The sequence below is a fragment of the Sorangium sp. So ce375 genome (genome assembly GCF_051473855.1).
Classification (GTDB): Bacteria; Myxococcota_A; Polyangia; order Polyangiales; family Polyangiaceae; genus Sorangium.
Window position 1 is genome coordinate 4,398,158 of the sequence record NZ_CP150335.1, and the last position, 25,336, is coordinate 4,423,493.

Consider the following 25,336-nt stretch of genomic DNA (forward strand, 5'->3'; position numbering starts at 1 on the left):
CGAAGGCGGGCGAGCGCCCCTGCGCGCGGGCTAACGCGCCGAGCCCGCCCGCCTGCGAAGGCGGGCGAGCGCCCCTGCGCGCGCTCACGCGCCGAGCAGCGCGATGATCCTGTCGAGCTCGTCGAGCGAGCCGTAGGTGATGCCGAGCTCGCCGTGGCCGCCCTGGTCGCGCACCTCGACCCGCGTCCCGAGCCGCCGCGCGAGCCGCCCCTCCAGGTCCTTGATCGCGGGCGACTTCCCCCCGCGCTTCTTGTCGCCCTGCTCCTCGCCCTCGGCGGCCCGGAGCTCCTTCTCCTTCGCCGCCTTGATCAGCGCCTCGACCTTGCGGACGGGGAGCTTGCCGTGGACGGTCCGCTCCGCGACGTCGGCCATCACCTTGTCGCTGGGCGCCCCGAGCAGCGCGCGCGCGTGGCCCTCGCTGAGCTCGCGCGAGATGACCATGCTGCGGATCCGCGGCGGCAGCCGGAGCAGCCGCAGCGAGTTGACGATCGTCGTGCGGTCCTTGCCGACGCGCTCGGCGAGGGTCTGGTGCGTGTAGCTGTGCTCGCGCAGCAGCCGATCGAACGCCTCGGCGATCTCGATCGGGTTGAGGTCGGCCCGCTGCACGTTCTCGACGAGCGCGAGCTCGAACGCCTCCTTCGGGGAGACGTCCTTGACGACGACGAGCACCTCCCTGAGCCCCGCGCGCTGCGCCGCGCGCCACCGCCGCTCGCCCGCGATGAGCTCGAAGCTGTCGTTCGCGGCCTGCGTCCTGCGCACGATGAGCGGCTCGATGAGCCCGTGCTCGCGGATGCTCCCGGTCAGCTCCTCGAGCTCGGTCTCGTCGAAGTGCTGCCGCGGCTGCCCCTTCTGCGGGACGATCTTCTCGATCGCGCACACGAATACGCTGCGCCCGTCAGCCGCGGTCGCTGTCGTCGTCGGCGCCGCCGGGAGCAGGGCGTCGAGCCCTCGTCCGAGCGCGCGCCGCGCCCCTTTCTGATCGGCATTCATGATCTGGGTCGTGCGTCCCTCGCGCGCTCTCCGGGGTTCTGCTGGGGTGAAGGCTCGGCCGGCGGCTCCGCCTGGGCGGCGTCCGCGCGCTGCCGCTTCTTCACGTCTGCCGCGGCGGGCGGGCCGTCCAGGATCTCGCGCGCGAGGCTCAGGTAGCCCTGCGCCCCCTTCGACTGCGCGTCGTAGAGCAGCGCCGGCTTGCCGTGCGACGGCGCCTCGCTGAGCTTCACGTTGCGCGGGATGATCGACTCGAAGACGCGGAAGTGCGCCTTCACCTCGTCGGCCACCTGGTGGGTGAGCGAGTTGCGGCCGTCGAACATCGTGAGCACGACGCCCTCGACCGTGAGCTCCGGGTTGAAGGCGCTCCGCACCCGGTCGATCGTCGCCATGAGGTGCGTCAGCCCCTCGAGCGCGTAGTACTCGCACTGGAGCGGCACGAGCACGCGGTGCGCCGCCGTGAGCGCGTTCAGCGTGAGCAGCCCGAGCGACGGCGGGCAATCGAGCACGACGTAATCGTAGCCGGCGAGCTGGGGGCGGAGCGCGTTGCGCAGCCGCACCGCGCGGTCGTCCGCGTCGACCAGCTCGAGCTCCGCCGCGACGAGGTCCTGGGTCGCGGGCACCACGCCGAGCAGCGGCACCTCGGTCGCGACGATCGCCTCCTTCAGCGCCGCCCGCCCGATCAGGACATCGTAGAGGGACAGCTCGAAGCTCCCGCGCCGCACGCCGACGCCGCTCGACGCGTTCCCCTGCGGATCGCAGTCGACGAGCAGCGTCCGGCACTCCGCCGCGGCGAAGCTCGCGGCCAGGTTGACCGAGGTCGTGGTCTTGCCGACGCCCCCCTTCTGGTTGGCGACGGCGAAGATGACAGGCGATGGCTTGGGGGCGGAGCCGGGCTTGCCGGGCGCGCCCCCCTCGTTGGGCGATGGCATCGTGCTGTGTCGCGTCCGACCCGGCTGCTTACACGACCCCCACCGGCACGTCGAGAGAAGCAGGCGCCTCGCACCCATTCGCTCGCCGGATTGTTGGCCTGAACGGCAGGTGGTTCTACAGTGCCCACATGTCGCTTGATGTAGGCAAAGGTAAGCGAACGGCGGGCGCACGGGCGCGCGGGCGAGCCTCCAGGCGAGGCCGCTGCTTCGGCCTCGGCGGGGCGCTGCTGGCCTGCTGCGACCCGGGGCCCGTCGACCGGGTCCTTGCCCGAGCCTTCTGGTGCGACGGGCGCGGGCCTGCGCCGCTCGCTCCTGCGCCGATCCTCGTGCTTTCGCCTTCGCTTCAACGCAGGTCGGCGATCGGCTCGCGCCGTCGTCCGCCCTCGACCTCGAGTCGCGGGTCGACGCTGACCGCCCCTTGATCACGGACGTGGTGCCCAGCTTCGCCGAGCAGACCGACGCACCGCCGTCGCCTCGGCACATGTGAGGAGGACAGATGCCGCTTCCCAGGTCGTATCAGAACTTTGCAGAGTTCGAGCGGGAGATTCTCCGCCCGAGCCGTGTCGGTTTCTCGCTCGAGGACATCGTCGAGGAGGAGGGGTCCTTCGACGCTGAGCTCGACTTCGAGAAGGACCCCTTCGACGTCTCGGACGACGACTGAGCGCGGCGGGGCGGCGCGCGGGCGGGCTTCAACGCCCTCGCACGTCCTCGCGGTCGGGCTTGGCGTTCTCGCCCCGTGACGTCGCGTCGCCAGCGCCGGCGCTGCGCGGCGCTGCACATCAGCTTGCACGATCCCTCCCGGGATCTGAGCCCCGGCGGCCGCCTCTCCGCCGGGGCTCCTTTTTTTAAAGCAGCGTCCTGCCGCTCGTCTTGACCCCCCCAGCGACGCGTGGCACGAGTGCCGCCCTTCGAAAAAAACGGCCATGCAAGTCAACGTCGAAAAGCTTTCTCCCGTGCTGATGGAGTTTCAGGTGGAGGTCCCCGCGGACCGGGTCCGGAGCGAGGTCGACAAGGCCTATACGGCGCTCCAGAGGACGGCCCGGGTCAGGGGCTACCGGCCTGGCAAGGCGCCGCGCCAGGTGCTCGCGCACCTCTATGGCGGCCGCATCCACGCCGATGTCGCCCAGCGGCTCGTCGACGCCACGCTGAACCAGGCGCTCGCCGACAAGCAGGTGCAGCCCCTGTCCCAGCCGGCGATCGCGCCCGCCGAGCTCCGCCCTGACGACGCGTTCTCCTACAAGGCCCGCTTCGAGGTCCGCCCCGACATCGCCGAGGTCAAGTGGGAGGGCTTCGAGGTGAAGCGCCCCTCGACCACGCCGACGGAGGAGATGATCGACGCCGAGATCACCTCGCTGCGCCGCGAGCACTCGACGCTGCAGGCGCCCGAGCCCGAGCGCCCCGGGGCGAAGGGGGACGTCGCGACGATCGCGTTCACGCTCGAGGTCGGCGGCGCGCTGCGCGACACGAAGGAGCAGGAGATCGAGACCGAGCTCGGCAGCGGGCAGGTCTTCAAGGAGATCGAGGACGCCCTCTTCGGGATGACGCCCGGCCAGACGAAGGACGTCCCGGTCACGTTCTCCGAGCAGCACTCCAACGCGGATCTGCGGGGGAAGCAGGCGATCTTCCACATCACGCTGAAGGATCTCCGGGAGCGCATCTTCCCGGAGGTGGACGATGAGTTCGCGAAGGACTGCGGCGAGGAGAGCCTGCCCGCGCTCCGCGAGTCGCTCCGCAAGAGGCTCGAGAAGGAGCTGACGCAGCGGGCGAGCGACGCCGTCGCCGAGCAGCTCGTGGTGGAGCTCTGCAAGGCGAACCCGATCCCGGTCCCGCCGTCGCTCGTCGATCAGCAGGCGCAGCTCGCCGAGCGCGAGCTGCTCGCGACGGCCCGGAGGCAGGGGCAGCGCGTCGATCCGACGCCGGAGTTCCGCGCCCGCGTGCGGCTCGACGCCGAGATGAAGGTGCGCGCGGGCCTCGTCATGGCCGAGATCGCGAAGGCGAAGGAGGTCAGGATCACCGAGGCCGATCTCGAGAAGGGCTACGCGGAGCTCGCCGAGCAGACGGGCAAGAACGTGGCGAAGGTCAAGGCGGAGTACCGCGAGCCCCAGAAGCGGGAGCTCTTCGCCGGGATGATCCTCGAGGACAAGATCCTCGACATCATCGAGGCTGCGGCGAAGGTCGCCGACGCGAGCTGACCCCACCCGGCAGGAGCCCGACGCCCGATCGACGATGGCCGGGCTTCTGCGCCGCTCGGCATCACTTCACACAGCACCTCGGATCTGCGGATCGGGCGTGCGCCGTTCGTCCAGGTTGTGGCGCGGCGCGCTCCCGAGCGATATCGCGCGCGAGCCGGATTGAGCGAGCCGCGGCGCGGCGCTTGTTCCGTGCGCCGCGCGGCGAGCAGCCGATAATTCCGGTAACATCGGGCGCGTTCGGTCTTGCGATCGGACGCAGTCTGGCCCAGGAGTAGAGCCCCTGCCGCGCGGCAGCGAACCCCCCGGAGCACCGGATGACCCGACGAGTCGAAACCCGCACCCAAGCCATCGAGTTTCTCGAACGCGAGAAGGCCTACATCCTCCCGACAGTCACCGAGGTGACCCACCGCGGCGAGCGGGAGTGGAACATCTTCAGCCGCCTCCTCAAGGATCGCATCGTCTTCATCGGCACGGAGATCGACGACTTCGTCGCGAACGCCGTGATCGCGCAGTTCCTCTTCCTGGAGAGCGAGGATCCCGAGAAGGAGATCCAGGTCTACATCAACAGCCCGGGCGGCGTTGTGACGTCGGGCCTCGCGATGTACGACACGATGCAGTACGTGCGTTGCCCGGTGTCGACGATGTGCATCGGCCAGGCCGCGTCGATGGGCGCCGTGCTGCTCGGGGCGGGCCGCAAGGGTCGGCGCTTCGCGCTGCCGCACGCGCGGATCATGATCCACCAGCCGCTCGGCGGCGCGCGCGGCCAGGCGACGGACATCGAGATCCAGGCGCGCGAGATCAAGAAGATCAAGGAGACGCTGATCGACATCCTCGTCGACGCGACCGGCAAGAACCGCGACGAGCTGGCGAAGGACATCGAGCGCGACTTCTACCTGAGCGCGACGCAGGCCAAGGAGTATGGCCTGATCGACGAGGTCTTCCCGAAGCGGAACAAGTAGGTGACCGCGCCGCCGCGGCCGGCGGGCGTGCTGGGGCCGAGGGCCGGCGCGGAGGCGCGCCGGGCCGCGGCGCGCCGTCGCACGACGTGGCGATGTCGCGTCGCGCCGCTATGGCGCGCCGGGCGCTGCGCGCGGGCGCGCGTGGGAGCGGAGCCCGCAGGCGTGGCCTCGCGCGCAGCGCTGCGCTCGCCCGATCCGCTGCTCTGCGCGCGGCACGCGGCCTCGTCGGTGGCCGGCTGCGGGGCGCCATCGGGCGATTCCCTGACTTTGGCCACAGGCTGGAGACCACCCCCGTTAGCTTGCGACGGTACGGGCACCGCACTAGAATCCGAGCGCGGCGTTTGGCTGCGCATCGCTGAAAATCCTGGGGACGGTGGAAGCCGTTCCCACCGCAAGTTGGAGGGGCCGCTGCGGCGGGACCCCACCTCTCATTGAAGCGGTAGCGTCGGCAGACCGCACTGAGGGTCGAAGTGGAGCGAAGGCGGGACGATCACTCGAATGGCAATTTAAGCTGCTCTTTCTGCGGCAAGTCGCAAAAAGAGGTGAAGAAGCTCATCGCGGGCCCCACGGTGTACATCTGCGATGAGTGCATCGGGCTCTGCAATGACATCATCGCGGAGGAGGTCGAGAAGGACGAGCCGTACGCGGGGTCGACCCCGGTGCCCAAGCCCGCCGACATCAAAGCGACGTTGGACGAGTACGTCGTCGGCCAGAACCGCGCCAAGAAGATCCTCGCTGTGGCGGTGCACAACCACTACAAGCGCATCGACAGCAGGGTCTCCTCGGACGACGTAGAGCTGTCCAAGTCGAACATCCTCCTGCTGGGGCCGACGGGCTCCGGCAAGACGCTCCTTGCGCAGACGCTCGCCAAGATCATCAACGTCCCCTTCGCCATCGCGGACGCGACGACGCTGACCGAGGCCGGCTACGTGGGCGAGGACGTCGAGAACATCATCGTCCAGCTCCTTCAGAACGCGGATCACGACGTCGAGCGCGCGCAGCGCGGCATCGTCTACATCGACGAGATCGACAAGATCAGCCGGAAGAGCGACAACCCGAGCATCACGCGCGACGTGTCGGGCGAGGGCGTGCAGCAGGCGCTGCTCAAGATCATCGAGGGGACGATCGCCAACGTCCCCCCGAAGGGCGGCCGCAAGCACCCGCAGCAGGATTTCCTGCAGGTCGACACGACGAACATCCTGTTCATCTGCGGCGGCGCGTTCGTCGGGCTCGACCAGATCATCCAGCGGCGCATCGGCCAGAACACCCTCGGCTTCGGCGCGGACATCAAGGCGAAGAAGGACTTCAAGCTGGGCGACCTGCTCAGCGTCGTCCAGCCGGAGGACCTCCTCAAGTTCGGGCTCATCCCGGAGTTCATCGGGCGCTTGCCGGTCGTGGCGACGCTCCACGAGCTCAACGAGGAGGCGCTCATCGACATCCTCACGAAGCCGAAGAACAGCCTGGTCAAGCAGTACCAGAAGCTCTTCGAGATGGACGGGGTGAAGGTCAAGTTCACCCGGGGCGCGCTCGTGGCGGTGGCCCGCCAGGCCCTCGAGAGGAACAGCGGCGCCCGCGGCCTCCGCGCGATCCTCGAGTCTGCGATGCTCGACATCATGTACGACGTCCCCTCCCGTACGGGGATCAAGGAGGTCGTCGTCAGCGAGGACGTGATCGTGAAGCACGAGCCTCCGCTCATCGTGTACACGAAGGAGGCAGAGCTCGCGTAGCGCTCGCCCCCCGGGGGCGCGGGCCGGGGCGCGATGCGCGACCCGGCCCGCGAAGAGGGCCGCGTCGCGCGCCTTCGCCCCCGGAGGCTCCTCCGAGCGTGCCGGCGCCGCCTGTCCCTGGAGGGCGGCGGGACGAGCCGGCGGAAGTTCAGCATCAAACCAAGCCATTTGTGACAACCGAGGCGGGGCGCCCCGGCCTCCTGAGACTCCCGGAAAGACGGCGGATGTTCTTCAAGAACGACAGTGATCGCGGCAAGAACGCACCCGAGCGCGGGATCGTCCCGTTGCTCCCGCTTCGCGACATCATCGTCTTTCCACATATGGTCTCGCAGCTGTTCGTCGGGCGCGAGCGCAGCATCGCCGCGCTCGACGAGGCGATGAACCGCGGCAAGGAGATCTTCCTGGCCGCGCAGCGGAACGCGAAGACGAACGATCCGACGCCGGACGACATCTTCGGCGTCGGGTCGGTCGGCGCCATCATGCAGCTGCTCCGCCTCCCGGACGGCACCGTCAAGGTCCTCATCGAGGGCAAGCGCCGGGCGCGCATCCGCCGCTACGTCCAGAGCGATGCTTACTTCCTCGTCGAGTACGACGAGATCGTCGAGAGCTCGGTCGCGAGCGTCGAGGTCGAGGCGCTGATGCGCTCGGTCCAGTCGACGTTCGAGATGTACGTCAAGCTCAACAAGAAGATTCAGCCCGAGGTCCTGATGGCGGTGCAGGCCATCGACGAGGCCTCGCGGCTCGCCGACACCATCATCGCCAACCTGCCGACGATCAAGCTGACCGATCGGCAGGCGCTGCTCGAGATGGAGGAGCCGCAGAAGCGGCTCGAGCGTCTCATCGAGTTGATGCAGGCCGAGATCGAGATTCTCCAGGTGGAGAAGAAGATCCGGAGTCGCGTCAAGAAGCAGATGGAGAAGACGCAGAAGGAGTACTATCTCAACGAGCAGATGCAGGCCATCCAGAAGGAGCTGGGCGGCGGCGAGCGCGACGAGTTCAAGAACGAGATCCAGGAGATCGAAGAGGCCCTCAAGACCAAGCGGATGAGCAAGGAGGCCGCCGCGAAGGTCAAGAAGGAGCTCAAGAAGCTGAAGATGATGCACCCCACGAGCGCCGAGGCGACCGTGGTGCGCAACTACATCGATTGGATCCTCGAGCTCCCCTGGTACGACAAGAGCGAGGAGCGTTATGACCTCGTGGAGGCCGAGCGGATCCTCGACGAGGACCATTATGGCCTCAAGAAGATCAAGGAGCGGATCCTCGAGTATCTGGCGGTCCAGGCGCTCACGAAGAAGCTCAAGGGCCCGGTGCTCTGCTTCGTGGGGCCGCCCGGCGTCGGCAAGACGAGCCTGGCGAAGTCGATCGCGCGCGCGACGGGGCGCAAGTTCGTGAGGCTGTCGCTCGGCGGCGTGCGTGACGAGGCGGAGATCCGCGGCCATCGGCGGACGTACATCGGCGCGCTCCCCGGCAAGCTGATCCAGTCGCTCAAGAAGGTCGGGACGAACAACCCCGTGTTCCTGCTCGACGAGGTCGACAAGATGTCGACGGACTTCCGCGGGGATCCGGCGGCGGCGCTGCTCGAGGTGCTCGATCCGGAGCAGAACCACACGTTCAACGACCACTACCTGGATCTCGACTACGACCTCTCCGACGTGATGTTCATCACGACGGCGAACACGCTCTCCGGCATCCCGGTTCCGCTCCAGGACCGCATGGAGGTCATCCAGCTCTCGGGCTACACGGAGTTCGAGAAGCTGAACATCGCGGTGAAGTACCTCGTTCCCCGGCAGCGGAAGGAGTGCGGCCTCGAGGACGTGTCGCTCGACTTCACGGAAGGGGCGCTCCGGACGATCATCCATCACTACACGAAGGAGAGCGGCGTGCGCTCGCTGGAGCGCGAGATCGCGAGCGTCTGCCGCAAGGTCGCCAGGCGGGTCGTGTCCGACGGCAAGGAGAAGCCGATCGAGGTCGTCGCGAAGAGCATCCCGAAGTACCTCGGGGTACCCAAGTACCGGCTCGGCCGTCGCGAGGAGCGCGACGAGGTGGGCCTCGTGAACGGCCTCGCCGTGACCAACGTCGGTGGCGATCTGCTCCCGGCCGAGGCGACGGTGGTGCCTGGCAAGGGCAAGCTCGTGATCACCGGGCTGCTGGAGAAGGGGATGGAGGAGAGCGGGCACGCGGCGATGAGCTATGTCCGTTCGCGCCTCGATCGCCTCGGGCTCGAGGCGGACGTCTATCAGAAGGTCGACGTTCACATTCACTTCCCCGATTTCGTCCGCAAGGACGGGCCCAGCGCCGGCGTCACGATGGTGACCGCGCTCGTCAGCTCGCTCATGAAGGTGCCCGTCCGGCGGGATCTCGCGATGACGGGCGAGATCACCCTGCGCGGGCGCGTGATGCCGATCGGAGGGCTCAAGGAGAAGCTGCTCGCGGCCCATCGCGGCGGCATCGCGACCGTCATCCTGCCGAAGGAGAACCGGAAGGATCTCCGGGACGTGCCTCGGCGGGTGCTGAAGGCGCTGCGGCTCGTGCTCGTGGAGCACGTCGACGACGTGCTCCGGGAGGCGCTCATCCTGCCCGATGCCTATGCGATCTTCGGGCCGCCCAAGGGCGTCCTGGAGTACCGGGACGGCGAGCTCGTCACCGAGTCGGCGCCGGTCAAGGCGCCGCCGGCCGCGGCGGGCGAGCCGACGCCGGCCGCGCCGCCCGGCGCGTGAGCGCGGCGCCAGCCTATCTGTCCGGCGCCGCGCTCACGCGCCGGTCAAGGCGCCGCCGGCCGCGGCGGGCGAGCCGACGCCGGCCGCGCCGCCCGGCGCGTGAGCGCGGCGCCGGACAGATAGGCTGGCGGCGGCCGCCGAGAAGCATTAGCTGTGCGTCGCAATGATTCGACGCGCACTGATTTCGGTATCCGACAAGACGGGATTGCTCCCGCTGGCCAGGCGGCTCGCGGAGAAGGGCGTGGAGATCCTCTCGACCGGGGGGACGCAGCGGGCGCTCGCGGACGCTGGCGTGCCGGTCATCGGGGTGGAGGCCTATACCGGCTCTCCCGAGGTGATGGATGGCCGCGTGAAGACGCTCCATCCCCGGGTGCACGGCGGCATCCTGATGCGCGGCGCGATCGACGACGAGGATCTCGCTCGGCTCGGCGGCGCGCCGATCGATCTCGTTGTGTGCAATCTCTATCCCTTCGAGGCGACCGTCCGGAGACCGGGCGTAACGCACCCCGAGATCATCGAGAACATCGATATCGGCGGGCCGTCGATGGTGCGGAGCGCGGCCAAGAACCACGCGCGCGTGGCGGTGGTGGTCGATCCGGCCGACTACGAGGCTGTGCTCGCCGAGATCGACAGGCAAGGTGAGGTGTCGAGCACGACCCGCCGCCGGCTCGCCACCAAGGCGTTCGCGCACACGGCGGCGTACGACGGGATGGTGGCCGGCTACCTGTCCTCGCTGCCGGAAGAGGGCGAGCCCAACGCCGCGGAGCGCGAGGCCTATCCACGTTTCCTCACGCTCTCCCTCGAGCGGGCGTATCCGCTCCGGTACGGCGAGAACCCGCACCAGTCGGGCGCGTTCTACCGCGAGCGGGGCGCGGCCGCCGGGTCGCTCGCGCTGGCGGAGTCGCTGGGCGCGGGAGGCAAAGAGCTCTCGTTCAACAACCTCGTCGACGTGGACGCCGCGTTCGAGGCGGTGCGCGAGTTCACCCAGCCTGCCGCGGTCGTCGTGAAGCACACGAACCCGTGCGGCGTCGCGATCGGCGACGGCCTCGCGGCCGCGTACCGGGCGGCGCGCGACGCGGACGCCGTGAGCGCCTTCGGCGGGATCGTCGCCCTGAACCGCGAGGTCGACCGCGCCGCCGCCGAGGTGCTGGTCGAGACGTTCGTGGAGTGCGTTGTCGCGCCCGCCTATACCCCCGAGGCGCTGGAGGTGCTCCGGACCAAGAAGAACCTCCGGCTGCTCGCGACCGGCGCGCTCCTGCCCGCGGATCACCGGGAGCTGACGTTCAAGCGCGTCGGCGGTGGCCTGGTGGTGCAGGGTCGGGACGCCTCCGCGGCCGGTGAGGTGCACGGCGGCCGGGTCGTGACGAAGCGCGCGCCCACGGAGCGGGAGCTCGAGGCGCTCGATCTCGGCTGGCGCGTCTGCAAGCACGTGAAATCCAACGCGATTGTGCTGGCAGTGCCAGGGAGGACGGTCGGGATCGGCGCCGGACAGATGTCGCGGGTCGAGAGCGTGCGCATCGCCTGCAGCAAGGCGGGCGAGCGGGCTCGCGGGAGCGTCCTCGCGTCGGACGCGTTCTTCCCGTTCCCGGACAACGTGGTGCTCGCCGCGGAGAACGGGATCACGGCGGTCGCGCAGCCCGGAGGCAGCGTGAAGGACGCCGACGTCATCGCCGCGGCCGACGCGGCGGGGATCGCGATGGTGTTCACCGGGGCCCGGCACTTCCGTCACTGAGCCGGCCCGGCACCGCCCTCCTGGGACGCGCGCTCTCCCTTGCGCGCTCTCCCTTGCGTCGATGGGGTGGGCCACGCTCGCAGAAAAGTTGACCTTTGCGCCTTGACTGTGATGATGGTCAACGCTGCGCCTGGGCAAAGCGCTGTGCGCGGCGCGAAGGAGCGAGCTGTGGGCGGAATCAGCGAGACGTGCAGCGTGTGCGGGACCGGATTCGAGGTCCAGTTCCGGTACCAGATGGAGGAGAAGGACGGCGGCTTCTCCTTCTTCTGCTCGCAGAAATGCCTGGAAAAGAGCCACCTCGGCGGGCAGGACGGCGCCGCGCTCGCCACGTGCGACGCGTGCGCGAAGCGCTTTCCGCCGGATCTCGTGTCGCAGGTGCTCTATGTCGCCGGGCGCCGGCACTACGCGTGCTCGCTGGGGTGCCGGACGCAGCTGGTCCGTGAGGCGAAGGGGGTGCGCCTCGGCGACATCGCGGCGGCGGCCGCGGCGCCGGCCGAGGAGGCAGCGCCGACCGGCGGCGAGGCGCCGCTGGCGGGAGGCAGCCCGCGCGCGGCCGCGGCGGTAGGTGAGCCGGCGCCGGCGGTTCAGGCGAGCGCGAGGGGCGGGGCGACTGGGCCAGCCGCGCCGGCCGTTGCGCCGGTCGCGACCGCCGCTCGCCCGGTGGAGCCCACGAGGCAGGGGGCGGTGGCGGTGCCTCTGTCGCCGGCCGGGAGCGCCAAGCGGCCAGCGCCGCCGCAGCAGCGCCCGGCCGGGGTGCCCCGCTATCTGGCCGTGTTCAACCACAAGGGCGGTACGGGCAAGACGACGACGGCCGTGAGCGTCGCGGCCGGGCTCGCGGCGCGCGACAAGCGGGTGCTCCTCGTCGACACCGACGCGCAGGGCAACGTCTCCGTCTCGCTCGGCGCAGGCGCGGAGCGGTCGCTCTATCACGTGCTCGTGATGGGGCTCCGGGTCGCCGATGCGATCAAGACGGTGCGCCCGAACCTGGATCTCCTGCCGTCCAACGAGACGCTGGCCGCGGCGGAGCTCTATCTGGCGGGGCGCCAGAACCGGGACCGCGTGCTCTCGGATCGCCTCTCCGCTGCGGCGGCTGAGTACGATTACGTGGTGCTCGACTGCTCGCCGAGCCTGTCGCTGATGAACCAGAACGCGCTGGTGTTCGCCGACAGCGTGCTCGTCCCGGTCGCGTGCGACTATCTGTCGCTCGTCGGGGTCCGGCAGGTGATCAAGACGGTGAAGAACGTGAACGCGCTGCTGCACCACCCGGTGCAGATCTGGGGCGTTCTGCCGACCTTCTTCGACGGCCGCGCGAAGATCGCGCGCGAGGCCGTGAGCACGATGAAGCAGCACTTCGGAGAGCGCTGCCTCGCGCCCATCCGGCAGGCGATCAAGGTCAAGGAGGCGCCCGCGCAGGGGCAGACGATCTTCGAGTATGCATTGGGGACCCCTGCCGCGGACGACTACCTCGCGGTGGTCGATCGCATCATCGAGAGCCGCGAGCGCGGCGCGACGGGCTCCGAGGTAGCGTCGGCCCGCGATGCGGCGGCGTGGAGCACCGACCGGGCGGACGCGGCGACGGAGCGGCCGGGCGCTGCGGCGGCGGGGGTGTGAAGGGACCCGCGACACGCGGGGCCGGCTGGATGAAGGGACCCGCGAACTGCGGGGGCCCGCTGGATGAAGGGACCCGCGAGCTGCGGGGGCCCGCTGGATGAAGGGACCCGCGCCATGCGGGGTCTCGCTGGATGAAGGGCCCGCAGTCGCGGAGCCTCGACCGGGCAGGGGAGCTGGAGGAAGCAATGAAAAGCGAAGGCGATCTCGGGGGCGCCGCGCGGGCGCTGCTCGATCGCGACGAAGTGGAAGGTGTTTTGTCCGGGGCGTTCTATACGTCCGCGGAAGGGTCTCGCACGCGCGCGAAGGCCCGGACGAGCGGCGCTGCAGCCGAGCCGGGTGCTGTGCCGGCGCCCGAGAGACCGCAGCACTACAAGGTCATCTGTATCTCGATGTACACTGACGATCTCGAGCGGCTGGACGAGATGGTCAGCACGCTCAAGGCGCGCGGGATGACGAAGGCCAACAGGAGCGCCCTGATCCGGCACGCGCTCTCCCAGGTGGACCTCGACAAGATCCCGAAGGGGATTTAAGTCCTCTTTCAGGGCGTCCCGGACAGAACGCGGCGAGCGAAGTCCGCATTCCCATGATCGTGTGGCGGGCGTCGCGCGATCCCGGGATTCTCAGTCGTTCCGATGAGGGGCGGGCGGCCTGAACTCTCGGGAGCCGGCGAGCGGCAGAGGGGCCGCGCAGGTGTGCCGGCGCTCATGACGTCGTAGCGCTGCGCGTCGTCCCGAGGCCGCTCCCCTGCGGGCATGCGGTGTGCTTGACGTGCTAGGGTCGAGGCCTACCAGAGAGGGAACATGGATCAGAACTACGTAGGATACGGGACCCGTTCTTCGGTGCTCCGTTCCAGCGCCGAGTCGCGCGAGCGCTTCCTCGTGCGAACGTACAACCACCTGTTCGGGGCGATCGTCCTCTTCGCGGCGATTCAGGTCGCGCTGTTCAAGACCGGCGTCGCGTCGGTCATCGCCAGGGCGATGATGGGCACGAGCTGGCTGCTGGTCCTCGGGGCGTTCATGCTCGTGAGCTGGCTGGCCAGCCGCGCGGCGCACACGTCGGCATCGAAGCCGGCGCAATATGCCGCGCTCGGCGGCTTCGTGCTCGCCCAGGCGATCGTCTTCGTGCCGCTCCTCTACATCGCGGACATGGTCGCTCCCGGCGCAATCCAGAGCGCCGGGCTCGCCACGATGGCCGGCTTCGCCGGGCTCACCGCGATCGCCTTCGTCACCCGCAAGGATTTCTCGTTCCTTGGGGCCTTCCTGCGCTGGGGCGCCATCTGCGCGCTCGTCCTCATCGCGGCCGGGGCGCTGTTCGGCTTCCACCTCGGCACCTTCTTCAGCGTCGCCATGGTCGCGTTCGCCGGCGCCGCCATCCTGTACGACACATCGAACGTCCTGCACCACTTCCCCGAGGACCGGTACGTCGGCGCCGCGCTCGAGCTCTTCGCGTCGGTCGCCCTGCTGTTCTGGCACGTACTCCGCCTCTTCATCTCCTCCCGCCACTGAGCGACGCGCACCCGCTGCGGATACGGACCCACCTCGGCGTTTTCGGTGCTCGGCGTACAGGAGTACGCCTCCGCGCCGAAAACGCCGATCTGGGCCCGTCTCCTGTGCGGGTGCGCGCCGCTCGGGGGGCGTCTGGGCGGCGGGAGAGGGGAGAGAGGAGAGGGGCCGCGCGCCGCTCGGGGGGCGTCTGGGCGGCGGGAGAGGGGAGAGGGGGGCTCGTCAGGGGGTGAAGAGGGACTGTAGCGCTCGTGTTAGGGAGAAGAGCATGAGAGCTGTCAGGGCGATGATGCCTGCCAGCGCTAGGAGCAGGCCGGCGTAGAAACGAATGTTGGAGGGGGGCGCGCTGCCCTGCGTGCGCGCAGCGAGGTGCGCGCGCAACAGGTCGAGGTTGCGCGCGTTCGACTTGTACGTCGCGTCGAATAGATCGCCGACCAGCGGGACCGTGCCGAGCAGCGTCTCGAGGGCCACGTTGAGCACCATGCGCAGCACCGTCGAGGCGGGGAGTCGGTAACGGGTCGCCGCGAGCACGATGTAAATCGATAACACGAAGCCAATGAGATCTCCGATGCCAGGGATCAACCCGATCACGGCGTCGTAACCGATCCGATAATCGACTCCAGGGATACGGATGGAGTTGTCCAGGAAGTGCCCGAGCGCGTTCAAGCGCCGTAGCCGCTCCTCCTCGAGCGCAACGGTCTGCAGCGGGGCGAGGGGCGGGACAGGCAGTTCGGACCCATCTCGGCGAGGCGGGTGAGGCATCGCTCGTAGTGTAGCTCTGGGCCCCCTCCGACGGCGACGCCGAAAGCCCCGCAGGACAGGCCATCGCGCCGGAGGAGCGCGCCTCGCCGGGATGCGATGCCGTTGCGGCCGCGGCGCCGCGATCCATGCTGGCGCCTGCCATGCCGCCGAGCCCGCGCGCCCTGGTTCGCCGCCCCGGAGCGCGCCTAGCGCTGCTCGGCCTCGTCAGCGCGCTCTTCGGGACGCTCGACGGAGAGGCGCGCGCGCAGGGACGGTACGAATCCGCGCTCCTCGGCGGGAGATCGGCGCTCCTCGGGGGGACCGGGGTCGTGCTCGGCGTCGACGGCGCCGCGCCCTTCCTGAACCCGGCCACCCTCGTCCGCATCGAGGACCGGAACATCGCGTTCTCGTCGGCGTTCTTCCGCTACGCGCACCGCACGCTGCACGGGTGGCACCAGCCAGGACCGGTCGACCCTGCGCTGGTCGGCGATCTCCGGCTCGATCACACGACGGTGACCGATCAGGGCCTGGACAGCCTCCCTGACGCGACATGCTATTTTTTCAACTGGAAGAGCGGCGCGCGGGGGGCGGACTCGACGCGGGTGCCGATCGGGCGCCAGATCGTCGCCGCCTGCCTCGGCAAGACGGAGGAAAACGAGTTCGGGTTCGACGCGCTGGGGTTCTCCGGGGAGTCCGCCTCGCGCCGCGTGCGTCAGGCACAGACGTTCCGCTACGCGTGGGGCCGCTTCAGCGCCGGTCCCTCGTGGAGCTACAGCGCCTCCTCTCGCCTCGCCATGGGCGCGTCGCTCTCGCTCGTGCGCACCCGCTACACGAGCTCGCTCAGCGTCGCCAGCCTCGTGGAGGACACCGGCGCAGGCTCGGCGAGCAGCGCGACCTACCAGGCCGCGCTCTCGGGCGATTCATGGGATCTGCTCGCGCACCTCGGGGTCACCTACCGGCTGACCCGGGTGTTCTCGGCCGGGATCAGCCTGCGGACACCCACCGTTCATGTCCTCGACTCCCTGGACGCGAGCTACGTCGACACGCGCGCCACCGAGACGGCGGCGGTGCGTTACTGGGCCGGTGAAGGGGAGTTCGTTGCGCCTTCTCCTGCCCGCATCGCGGTGGGCGCGAGCGCGGAATGGAGCAGGCTGCGGCTGGAGCTCGACGGCTTCTTCTACTTGGGCCAGCGCGAGTTCGCGCGGATCGCCGCCGAGCGTGAGGAGATCGCGACCGCGGGGGGCGCGGTGACGAGCCAGGCGCGGAGCCGCCTCGGCATCGTCGAGGCCGCGGCGCCCATCGCCAACGTCGCGCTCGGCGCCGAGGTGTTCCTCACGCGCGACCTGAGCCTCGTGGGCGGCGTCGCCTCGGATTTCAACGCGCTGTCGAGCCTGCGAGGCCCGATGTCCGCCGAGTCGAAGCTCTTCTTCGAGCGGATGAGCGGCGCGCACGCGTCGCTCGGGTTGGTCTCCTACACCCGGTACGGTGATCTCGTGTTCGGCGCGCGCCTCGACTACGCCGCGGGGCAGATGGCGGCCGTCAACGCGTTCGCGTCGCCCGTGCGGCTGGATCCCATCGACTGCCGGGAGATCGGCGCGACCCTGGTGCTCGCCGGGCGGATCAGCCTGCGCACCGTGGAGGACGTGGCGCGCGAGATCGGCGACGCCGTGGAGGGCTCGGCCGCCCCACCGCCCGAGCGCACCAGGCCGAGAGAGCCGATGCGGGCGCCCGCCCGGGAAGACTGAGCGGCGACGCGCGCGCCGTGGATCCGACAGACGCCGCGCTCGTCCGGCGCGGTGCCCAGCGCCCCCGGAGCCGCGCCAGAGGCCGCTCCACCGCCGGACGCTCGCTGCCGCAGCGCTCACGCAGCGCTCACGCCACCCCGGCGTCCCGCTGGCGCACGTTGGCCCGCTCCGCGAGCGCTTCGGCCTCCGCGAGCGCTTCGGCCTCCGCGAGCGCCTCGGACTCCGCGAGCGCCTCGGTCCCGGCGAGCGCCTCGGCGTCGCCGTGCTCCCCCAGGCGCTCGAACGCGGCGAGCGCCGCCGGCGCGATCGTCGAGAGCCAGCGCCGGCTCGCGGGCTCGATCCGCAGCTCCTCGCGGAGCCGCTCCACCTCGCCAGCGCCCGCGGTTCCCGGGCTCACCGCCGCGCGGCACACGTCGGCGAGCAGCTCGTCGCGCGCGTTCAGCGGCACGTCCGCGTCCCGCTCGGTGAGGCGCGCCGCCCCGGCGATGTCGCCCTCCCGCGCCCGCAGCACGAGCGCCACCCGCAACCTGGCCCGCTCCAGGAACGGGTACGACGCATACCGCTCCGCGAGCAGCGCCATCTCGGCGCGCGCGTCGGCGCTCCGGTCCATCGCCGCGAACAGGAACGCGCGCTCGGCCAGGAGCCTGGGCAGGAGGATGTCCGCGGCCATCGCGCGCGCCGCCTCGGTGCCCAGCAGCGCGAGCCCCGCCTCGCACGCCGCGAGCGCCGCGGGCAGCTCGGCTTGCCGCTCCGACAGATCGGCGAGCGCGAGGTGGGCCTGCGCCGCGGCCACGGGCGCCCTTGTCCGCGTGAGGGCCTCGAGCTCGCCCTTCCCGCGCTGCTCTTCGCCCTTCGCGATGGCGACCTGGGCGGCCACGAAGCGCTGCGAGAGCTTGCGCACGCGCACCACGTTCACGAGCACGGCGCCGACGAGGACGACGATGAAGAAGATCGGCAACGCCAGCACGATGGCGAGCGGCCCGACGATCGGCTCCGCGGGCAAGCGCTCGACGTCGGGCGCCACCGGCGCCTGACCCGAGTTCAAGAGCGTCCACACGCCCAAGAACGACACCACCAGGGACACCCAGAGGAGCAGCGTGCGGCGTATCGCCTTCGCCACCGGCCGGCGGTTGCTCCCGGCGCGCCCCTCCGCCGCGGTGCGCGCAGAGGCGTCGGCGCGCTCCACCCCCGCGCGCGACAGCTCCTCCACACCGCCGGCCGCGAGCGCGGGGGCGCGCATGAAGGGCGCCGCGTCGGGCGAGATGCGCGCCGCCCAGTCGGCCGCCGAGAGCTCACCTGCGGGCTCCGCCTCCCGCGTCGCGCCGGTGCGGTAGACCGAGCTCGCCTTCGCCTTCAACATGCGCTGGTAGGCGCGGACGAGGGCGCGCTCGCGCGGGCGTGTGTGCTCGACGAGGAGGCTCCGCTCGCGGAGCAGGTGCGCCCGCAGCGCCTCCCTGTCGCCCGAACGTTCCAGGAGGACCGCGGCCGCGAGCGCCGCGCGGGCGAGGACCTCGGGCGACGCGTAGGGGCTGCTCCGCGCGACCTCGATGTCCGCCGCGGCGCCGTCGCGATCGCCGGTCGAGGCGCGGAGCAGGGCCCTCAGCGCGTGCGCCGCGGCGATCGTCGCGTGCTCCAGGTGAAAGGCGAGCGGGTCGGTGCGGCGGGTCACCGCGGCGTCGGCGCGGACGAGCGCGCCCGCGAGATCGCCGCGCTGCATGGCGGCGAGCGCGCGCTGGACGTCGATGACGCGCAGGACGTAGCGCGAGCGGCACGTCTCTTCCGCGTAGTCGAGCAGCTCGGCGGCGTCCTCGCGCTGGCCGGAAGCCGCGAGGTTGTGGGCCTTGTTGACGACCTGCACGGCGACGCCCATCGAGCGCGTGCGGAGGCCGATCGCGATCAGGAGCGCTCCGGCCATCCCGAACGGCACCCCGGCCGCGGCGCTGCCGAGCCCCGTCGCGCTCGCCGCCGCGCCCAGCAGCGCGATCGCGCCGCCCGTCACGATCTGCCGGTTCGCCAGGCGGCGCGCCGCGTGCGGTGTGATCCCGAACTTCGCAGGCAGCTCTCTCGGCATCCGGCAAGGGTAGGAGACCGCCGGCCGCGCGAGCCAGAGGCTTCTCGCGGGCGCGGCGTGGCCCACCGGAGCCCGCGTCCGTCGCGCCCCGCGCCGCGCCCGCCGCGCGGGCGACGGCGCGTCGCCGGCTACGGGAGGGGCGTCGACGGGTCGAGCGGCTCGATGCGCACCCGCTCCTCGTAGAGCGCGCCGCCCTCGCCGAGGTCGGTTGTGCGGGCGCTGATCAGCGCGTTGGCGCAGCGGCCGTCCCGGAGGTGGCCTCCCTTCGGGATGAGCGCGACGTCGCGGCGCTGGGCAGGATCGTGGCGGAGCAGCACCGTCATGCTGCCGACGCGCGACGTGAGCCGGCAGGCGCCGCCGTCGGGCACGCCGCCCGCCGCGTCGGGGTGGACGGTGACCACGGCCGGGCCTCGCTGGGGCCTCGCCCACTGCGACGACTGGGACTTCTCGGTGGAGAGCGCCATGAGCAGCAGCGGGAACGCGCTCGCGTCGGGATCCGCGTGCTCCGCCGGCGCTTCGGTGATGAGGTTGACGCGGCCGCTCGGGGTCGGGAACTTGCGGTCCTCGAACAGCACCTTCGGCGCCAGCGGGTTGCGCACAGGCCCGCGCTCCAGCGCCTCGAGGGTGACGCCGAACGGCGCGAGCTTGGGCTCGGTGACCCGCTGCTTCCAGTCGCGGGCGCTGCCGTCGAGCGCGTCGCCGAGGCCCACGCGCCGCGCGAGCGCCTGCATGATCTCGAGATCGCTCTTCACGCCGTCCGGGGGCGGGACCACGGGCGTCGAGACGCCGAGGTAATGGTGGCCATAAGCCCCGACCACGTCGTCCGCCTCGAGGAGCGTCGTCGTGGGCAGCACGAGGTGGGCGAGCCGCGCCGTGTCCGTGAGGAACGAGTCGACGACGACGACGAGCTCGCGCGTCCGGAGCGCCTCAGCGACCGTGCCGGACTCGGGCAGCATCGCGACAGGGTTGCCGGCGGTCACCCAGACGGCGCGGATCGGCGGGTCGCTCATCCCGAGCACCTCGCGCCCGAGCAGGGGCTCGCAGACGGTGCGGGGAGCGGGCCGCTCGCCCTCGAGCGGCGAGAGGTCGAACGCGCCGCGCCGCTTGAAGTAGAACGAGACCCCGCCGCCCGGGATGCCGAGGTTCCCGCTCACGGCCCCGAGCGCGTCGAGGGCGCGCACGATCGCCCCGCCCGAGGTGCGCCGGCCCATGCCCCAGCCCACGAGGATCGCCGCGGGCCTCTCGGCGAGGCGGCGCGCGAGGTCCAGGGCGGCGCGCTCGGGCACGTCGGCGTCGCGGCACCACGCGGCGACGGAGCTGCGCCGCGCGAGCGCGCGGAAGGCGTCGATGTGATCGCAGATCTCCGCGGCGCGCGGGTCGGTCCACCCCTCGTCGAAGAGCACGCGGGCGACGGCCATGGCGAGCGCGAAGTCGCCGCCGGGGCGCGGCTGGTAGAACGCCCCGCACAGCGACGCCGTCCTGTGGTGCACGGGATCGATCAGCACGAGCTCCGCGCCGCGCGCCTTCGCCTCGCGCAGCACCGGCAGCGTGTGAGGGCTCGATGTGAAGACGTTCTTGCCCCAGAGGAGGATGTGCCGGGCGTTCACGAGATCGGCGAGATCGTTGCTGTCCTCCTCCCCGAAATCGGTGAGCTGCGCGGCGTCGCCCGCGCCGGAGCAGATGTCGCCGCGCTTGACCGTGACCGGCCCGAACCGCGCGAAGAACGCGTCGGCGATCCCCGTGAGGATCCCGAGCGAGCCGCCGCTCCGGTAATGAAAGATCGCGGCCGGGCCCGACTCGCGCCGGATCGTGAGGAGCTGCTCGGCCGCGGTGTCGAGCGCTTCTTCCCAGGAGACGCGCACGAGCTCGCCGCCCTTGCGGAGCAGCGGCGTCGTCAGCCGCTCGGGTGAATACTGGGTCTCCAGGAAGCGCGACGTCCGGTAGCAGAGGAACCCCCGCGTGATCGGGTGATCCGGGTCGCCGCCGAGGCGCACGACGCGGCCGCCCTCCACGGTGGCCACGATGCTGCAGGCGTCGGGGCAGTCGCGGTTACAGGTGGTCTTGCGGAGCTCCTGCATGACCGCAGCGTAGATCAGGCGTGCGGGGCAGGACACCCGTCGAGCCGCGGGCGCGGCCGCCGGAAGCTTGCCTGACCTGGTCGGGCCCCCGCGCGGCTCCGCGCGCCGGCTCAGTCGGCCGCGAGCCGCTCGGGCGCGTAGTCGCGCGAGTCGTCGCCCGAGACCTCCTGAGCGATGACCCGGAGCTGCTCGTAGCGCTCGCGCAGGAGCGACCACAGCCGATCGCGGATGTCGCGCGAGTCGAGCCGCTCCGGCGGGCGGGTGTTGCTGAGCAGCCACTTCGCGGTGCTGTTCAGCTGGGTCAGCTCTTCCTTCGTGATCGGGATCCGGCTCTGCACGTGGCTCCACCGGTCCAGGATGAGGTTGGTGATGGTGGCCGCCGCGCTCGCGGGATCGCCGGCGACGAGCGCGCGCCGGACGATGCCGAAGGTCTCCGGGACGATGCTGCGCGGGAAGTACACCTCGGCCGTGGCGAGCGTCGGGCGCAGCGCCTCGTAGAGCAGATCGAGCTTCTCGGCGACCTCGGGCGGCGGCGCGCTCTCGGGCTGCATGCGCGTCACCGCGTAGTCGAGCGCCATCGCGAGCTCCGGCAAGCTGCGGATCGTGTCGAAGCGGGACTTCGGCAGCCGGCGCCGGTGGCGCGCCGGATCGCGCGTCACGGATTGCACGGCGCGCCGGACGATCGCGAGCACCCCGCTCGCGTCTCCTCGAAAGGCCTGCACGTTGGCAGCGGGGAGGTCGCTCGCCGGCATCGCGTACCGCTCGTAGCGCTCGCGATCCAGGCTCTCGTCGCCCCGGGTGCGCAGGTCGGCCTGCAGCGGCGCGACGCCGGTCGACGAGATCGCGGCCCGGTCCGAGCCCGCCTGCCGCAGCTCGTCTGCGCCGGGGCGCTCTGCTCCCGCGCTCGGGGGCGCGCCTGGAGAGGGCGCCTTCGCGTCCTGCCCCGTCTCTCCCGGACCGGGCACCAGCCCGGATGCCGTGCTCTGGGCGGTGCTCTCGGCCTCGAGCGGTGTGGACCGGAGCGCTGGATCCCGCAGCGCCTCGAGGTCGTCTCGCGCACGCGTCATCCGGGTCATCGTACGTAAGTCGGTACTTCGGCACAAGATCCGCAGCCGCCCGGGCGCGCCGTCCACCGTCGTCTTCCGCCTCGTGAGGTGTTCCCTCTCGCTCTCCCTCTCTACTTCCTCTACTTCCGCTTCCACGCCGCGCGTAGGTGTCATCGCGCCGCGCAATCGTCACCCCGCACACACACGAGCGGAGGCGTGGCCCGCGATGGATCCTCCGCCTCACCCGTGGATCACGCGCCGAGCGCGTTCCAGAAGGTGCGCAGATCGTCCGAGAGCGGCGCCTCGATGCGCACGCGTTCGCCTGTCATCGGGTGCGTGAGCTCCAGGAGCGCGGCGTGGAGCGCGTGGCGATCGAGCTCGAGCGCGCGGCGGTCGTCGTCGGTGAGCACGCCGTCCGCGCCGCGCGCGAACATGCCCTCGTCCGGCCCGTAGAGCTTGTCGCCGACGAGCGGCAGGCCGCTCGCCGCGAGGTGGACCCGGATCTGGTGCTGCCGTCCGGTCTCGAGCGTGCAGCGGACGAGCGCGTAGCGCCGGCCGGTGAGGGGATCGGCGCGGCGGCCCAGCACCTCGCACGCGGTGGCCGACGCGAGGCCGCGGCCCGGCGGCGCGACCCGCATCTTGACCTTGTAGCGGCTCGCGTCGTCGAGCTCGAGCGGCAGCTCGACCCGGAACGTATCGTGCTCGGGCCAGCCCCAGGCGATCGCGGCGTAGCGCTTGACGACGCCGGTGCGCTCCTCGAACTGCGCCTTCACGGTCCGATCGGCCTCGGGCGTGCGGCAGAGCAGCAGCACGCCGCTCGTCTCGCGATCGAGGCGGTGGGCCAGGAACAGCCGCTCGCCTGGGCGCGCGGCCTCCATCATCTTGATCACGGTGCTCTTGTGGTACCGCGCCGTGGGGTGCACCGGCAGGCACGCCGGCTTGTCGACGGCGAGCAGCGCGTCGTCCTCGTGGAGCACCGGGATCGGCGTGTCGGGCGCCTGCTCGTCCCACGGCTCGCGCCAGAGGAGGATGCACTGCTCCGGCCGGACGCGATCGCTGCCGCGCAGGCGCCGCGCCTCGGGCGAGTAGGCGCCTCGGGCGACGATCTCGGCGGCGCGCGTGCGGCTCGTCCGTTTGAGCTGGCTCTGGACGAACCGATCGAGCCGCATGCCGGCCGACTCCGGCGGCACGCGCAGCACGGTGACGACCGACCCCTCCGGCACCTCCGCGGGGCGCACCACCGGCGTGCCGCGGCCGAAGGGGCCGCTCGTGCCGGCGAGCTCTCGCGCGCTGATCCTGGTCATGGGTCGAGCTGGCCTTCGCCTTTAGCAAAAGCGCCGGCCCAGTGGCGCGGAACAGCGACGACCGGTGCGCGGGAGCGCGCCTGCAGCGGCACCTGGACGTGGCGCAGCACGCAGAGGTGCCTGCGCGGGCCGACTTTGAAGTTAAAAATCATACAGATCTGCCCACGGGACTGCGTAAAATGTAAGCCAACATGCATAGTTGTATGCTCGAGGGCCTCCAGGGTGAGGGCCAGCAACCAGGCCTGCCTGCGGCGCCGGTCCAGTTGCGTGGCGCGGGCATGGCGCTGGGGCCCGCGGCGGTCTCGCACCGCGCGTCCCGCAGACAGGGGAGGGCGCGCACGGCGAGGGACCTCGAGGGCGTGTCGCCGGCCGTGCAACCGCAGCTTGTGGGTTCGGAAGCCGCCCTGTGCGCCCCCCGGTTCGTGCTACACACGGCGCCCGCATGGATATCCTCTTCGCTGCGTCCGAGATCGCGCCCATCGTCAAGGTCGGCGGCCTGGCCGACGTCGTGTCGTCGCTCTCGAAGGCGCTCCGGCTGCTCGGGCACAAGGTGACGATCGCGCTGCCGCGCTACCAGGCGCTCGACTCGAGCGGGCTGATGATGGCGCGCCGCCTCACCCCGATGCCGCTCGAGGTCGACGCGACGGTGTCGCCGGGCGGGCCGATCCAGGTGACGCTCTTCGACGGGCGGCTCAGCACGGGCGTGGAGCTCGTCGTCCTCGACGTGCCAGGCTTCCACGATCGGCCCGGCATCTACGGCGAGGAAGGGCGCGACTACGAGGACAACGCGCGCCGGTTCTCCCTGTTCTCCCGCGCCGTCGTGGAGCTCGTCCGCCAGCGCGCCCGGTCGGGCTCGCCGTTCGATATCGTCCACGCCCACGACTGGCCCACCGCCATGGTGCCGTACCTGCTCCGCCACCAGCAGTCCGTGCCCGGCCGGACCGTGCTGACGCTCCACAACGCCGCGCACCAGGGGCTCTTCCCGAAGGACGCGCTCGCGTACCTCGGCCTCGACGACGAGCACTTCCGGCCCGAGCGGCTCGAGTTCTACGGCAAGCTCAATTTCCTCAAGGGCGGCATCCTGGCCGCGGACGCGCTCACCACCGTCTCGACCACCTACGCGAACGAGATCCTCACGGCGAAGCAAGGCGAGCGCCTCGACGGCGTGCTCCGCACCCGGGCGAAGCAGCTGTCCGGCATCGTCAACGGCATCGACTACGCCGTCTGGAACCCGATGACCGACCCGGCCATCATCGCCCGCTACGACGCGGAGGACGTGAGCAACAAGGGCCGCTGCAAGAGCGCGCTCCTCCAGGAGATCGGGCTCGAGATCCGGCCGGATCGCCCGCTCCTCGTGTCCGTCGGCAGGGTGGTCGCCCAGAAGGGCAGCGACCTGCTCGCGAGCGCGCTGCCGAAGATCCTGAAGGGCGACGTCAGCGTCGTCGTGGCCGGCGAGGGCGACCCCGAGCTCATGGAGAAGCTCGCCGCCGCGGCCGCCAAGGCGCCCGAGCGGGCGAAGTTCCTCGGCGGGGTGAGCGAGGCCGTCGTGCACCGGCTGATGGCCGCGGCCGACCTCGTCGTCGTGCCGTCGCGCTTCGAGCCGTGCGGCCTCGTGCAGCTGTACGCGCAGCGCTACGGCGCCGCCCCGGTGGCGTGCAGGACCGGAGGCCTCGTCGACACGATCGTCGACGTCGACGCGGCCCTGGAGACCGGCACGGGGTTCCTGTTCGACAAGCCGACGGCGACGTCGCTGCTCGGCGGCGTGCAGCGCGCCCTCGCGGCCCTGACATCGCCCCGCTGGCCCGCTGTCCAGCGCCGCATCATGCGCCTCGACCTCGGCTGGGACCGCCCCGCGCGCCGCTACGTCCAGGTCTACCGGCAAACCCTCGCCAGCTGAGCTTCGCGCGCGATCACCGAGCTTCGCGCGCGATCACCGAGCTTCGCGCGCGGGAACGGAAGCGATGGAGACGGCGCGCTGAAGGGGCGGCCTGA

General features: G+C 71.1%; 18 protein-coding genes. 11 read left to right on the forward strand and 7 right to left on the reverse strand.

Features of this window, described 5'->3' with window-relative positions; genetic code table 11:
* Positions 1-84: 84 nt before the first annotated feature.
* Together WME90_RS16370 and WME90_RS16375 are read right to left on the reverse strand one after the other, a co-directional pair.
* The gene (locus WME90_RS16370; protein ID WP_437282059.1) at positions 85-990 is read right to left on the reverse strand and encodes a ParB/RepB/Spo0J family partition protein; all 906 of its coding nucleotides are present in this window, start codon (positions 988-990) and stop codon (positions 85-87) included.
* Positions 987-1,919 carry a ParA family protein gene (locus WME90_RS16375; protein ID WP_437282060.1) on the reverse strand — a complete coding sequence of 311 codons (933 nt, stop codon included), beginning with the start codon at positions 1,917-1,919 and terminating at the stop codon, positions 987-989. Before WME90_RS16375 ends, WME90_RS16370 begins: the two co-directional genes overlap by 4 nt.
* Positions 1,920-2,415: 496 nt before the next feature.
* On the opposite strand from WME90_RS16375, the gene WME90_RS16380 reads away from it, so the two are divergent.
* The 9 genes from WME90_RS16380 to WME90_RS16420 all read left to right on the forward strand — a co-directional run bounded on the left by WME90_RS16380 (position 2,416) and on the right by WME90_RS16420 (position 14,362).
* Positions 2,416-2,580: a transcriptional regulator gene (locus WME90_RS16380; protein ID WP_437282061.1), complete on the forward strand. Its 165-nt coding sequence runs from the start codon at positions 2,416-2,418 to the stop codon at positions 2,578-2,580.
* A 262-nt stretch (positions 2,581-2,842) separates the two neighbouring features.
* Positions 2,843-4,111: a trigger factor gene (tig, locus tag WME90_RS16385; protein ID WP_437282062.1), complete on the forward strand. Its 1,269-nt coding sequence runs from the start codon at positions 2,843-2,845 to the stop codon at positions 4,109-4,111.
* A 314-nt stretch (positions 4,112-4,425) separates the two neighbouring features.
* Complete coding sequence (locus tag WME90_RS16390; RefSeq protein ID WP_437282063.1) at positions 4,426-5,070, forward strand: ATP-dependent Clp protease proteolytic subunit; 645 nt, start codon at positions 4,426-4,428, stop codon at positions 5,068-5,070.
* Positions 5,071-5,540: 470 nt separating this feature from the next.
* On the forward strand, positions 5,541-6,797 hold the full coding sequence (gene clpX / locus WME90_RS16395) for an ATP-dependent Clp protease ATP-binding subunit ClpX (RefSeq protein WP_012235779.1): 1,257 nt from the start codon (positions 5,541-5,543) through the stop codon (positions 6,795-6,797).
* 224 nt (positions 6,798-7,021) lie between these two features.
* The gene (gene lon, locus WME90_RS16400) at positions 7,022-9,514 is read left to right on the forward strand and encodes an endopeptidase La (protein WP_437282064.1); all 2,493 of its coding nucleotides are present in this window, start codon (positions 7,022-7,024) and stop codon (positions 9,512-9,514) included.
* 163 nt (positions 9,515-9,677) lie between these two features.
* Positions 9,678-11,246 carry a bifunctional phosphoribosylaminoimidazolecarboxamide formyltransferase/IMP cyclohydrolase gene (purH, locus tag WME90_RS16405; RefSeq protein ID WP_437282065.1) on the forward strand — a complete coding sequence of 523 codons (1,569 nt, stop codon included), beginning with the start codon at positions 9,678-9,680 and terminating at the stop codon, positions 11,244-11,246.
* 168 nt (positions 11,247-11,414) lie between these two features.
* Entirely contained in the window at positions 11,415-12,857 is a 1,443-nt protein-coding gene (locus tag WME90_RS16410; protein ID WP_437282066.1) for a ParA family protein, read from the forward strand.
* 185 nt (positions 12,858-13,042) lie between these two features.
* Positions 13,043-13,387, forward strand: a complete 345-nt coding sequence (locus WME90_RS16415; RefSeq protein ID WP_437282067.1) for a hypothetical protein — start codon at positions 13,043-13,045, stop codon at positions 13,385-13,387.
* A 270-nt stretch (positions 13,388-13,657) separates the two neighbouring features.
* A complete protein-coding gene (locus tag WME90_RS16420; protein WP_437282068.1) occupies positions 13,658-14,362 on the forward strand; it encodes a Bax inhibitor-1/YccA family protein in 705 nt (234 codons plus the stop codon).
* A gap of 219 nt (positions 14,363-14,581) precedes the next feature.
* Here WME90_RS16420 and WME90_RS16425 read toward each other — a convergent pair whose 3' ends face one another.
* On the reverse strand, positions 14,582-15,025 hold the full coding sequence (locus WME90_RS16425) for a DUF4112 domain-containing protein (protein WP_437282069.1): 444 nt from the start codon (positions 15,023-15,025) through the stop codon (positions 14,582-14,584).
* A gap of 221 nt (positions 15,026-15,246) precedes the next feature.
* Here WME90_RS16425 and WME90_RS16430 point away from each other — a divergent pair, with 221 nt between their 5' ends.
* A complete protein-coding gene (locus WME90_RS16430; RefSeq protein ID WP_437282070.1) occupies positions 15,247-16,845 on the forward strand; it encodes a hypothetical protein in 1,599 nt (532 codons plus the stop codon).
* A 127-nt stretch (positions 16,846-16,972) separates the two neighbouring features.
* On the opposite strand, the gene WME90_RS16435 is transcribed toward WME90_RS16430, so the two are convergent.
* The 4 genes from WME90_RS16435 to WME90_RS16450 all read right to left on the reverse strand — a co-directional run bounded on the left by WME90_RS16435 (position 16,973) and on the right by WME90_RS16450 (position 23,344).
* Positions 16,973-18,916 carry a hypothetical protein gene (locus WME90_RS16435; protein WP_437282071.1) on the reverse strand — a complete coding sequence of 648 codons (1,944 nt, stop codon included), beginning with the start codon at positions 18,914-18,916 and terminating at the stop codon, positions 16,973-16,975.
* A 128-nt stretch (positions 18,917-19,044) separates the two neighbouring features.
* Positions 19,045-20,994: a molybdopterin-dependent oxidoreductase gene (locus WME90_RS16440; protein ID WP_437282072.1), complete on the reverse strand. Its 1,950-nt coding sequence runs from the start codon at positions 20,992-20,994 to the stop codon at positions 19,045-19,047.
* Between the two features lie 110 nt (positions 20,995-21,104).
* Positions 21,105-22,061, reverse strand: a complete 957-nt coding sequence (locus WME90_RS16445) for a hypothetical protein (protein WP_437282073.1) — start codon at positions 22,059-22,061, stop codon at positions 21,105-21,107.
* Positions 22,062-22,291: 230 nt separating this feature from the next.
* Positions 22,292-23,344, reverse strand: a complete 1,053-nt coding sequence (locus tag WME90_RS16450; RefSeq protein ID WP_437282074.1) for an RluA family pseudouridine synthase — start codon at positions 23,342-23,344, stop codon at positions 22,292-22,294.
* Between the two features lie 442 nt (positions 23,345-23,786).
* Here WME90_RS16450 and glgA point away from each other — a divergent pair, with 442 nt between their 5' ends.
* Entirely contained in the window at positions 23,787-25,241 is a 1,455-nt protein-coding gene (glgA, locus tag WME90_RS16455) for a glycogen synthase GlgA (RefSeq protein WP_437282075.1), read from the forward strand.
* Positions 25,242-25,336: the final 95 nt, after the last annotated feature.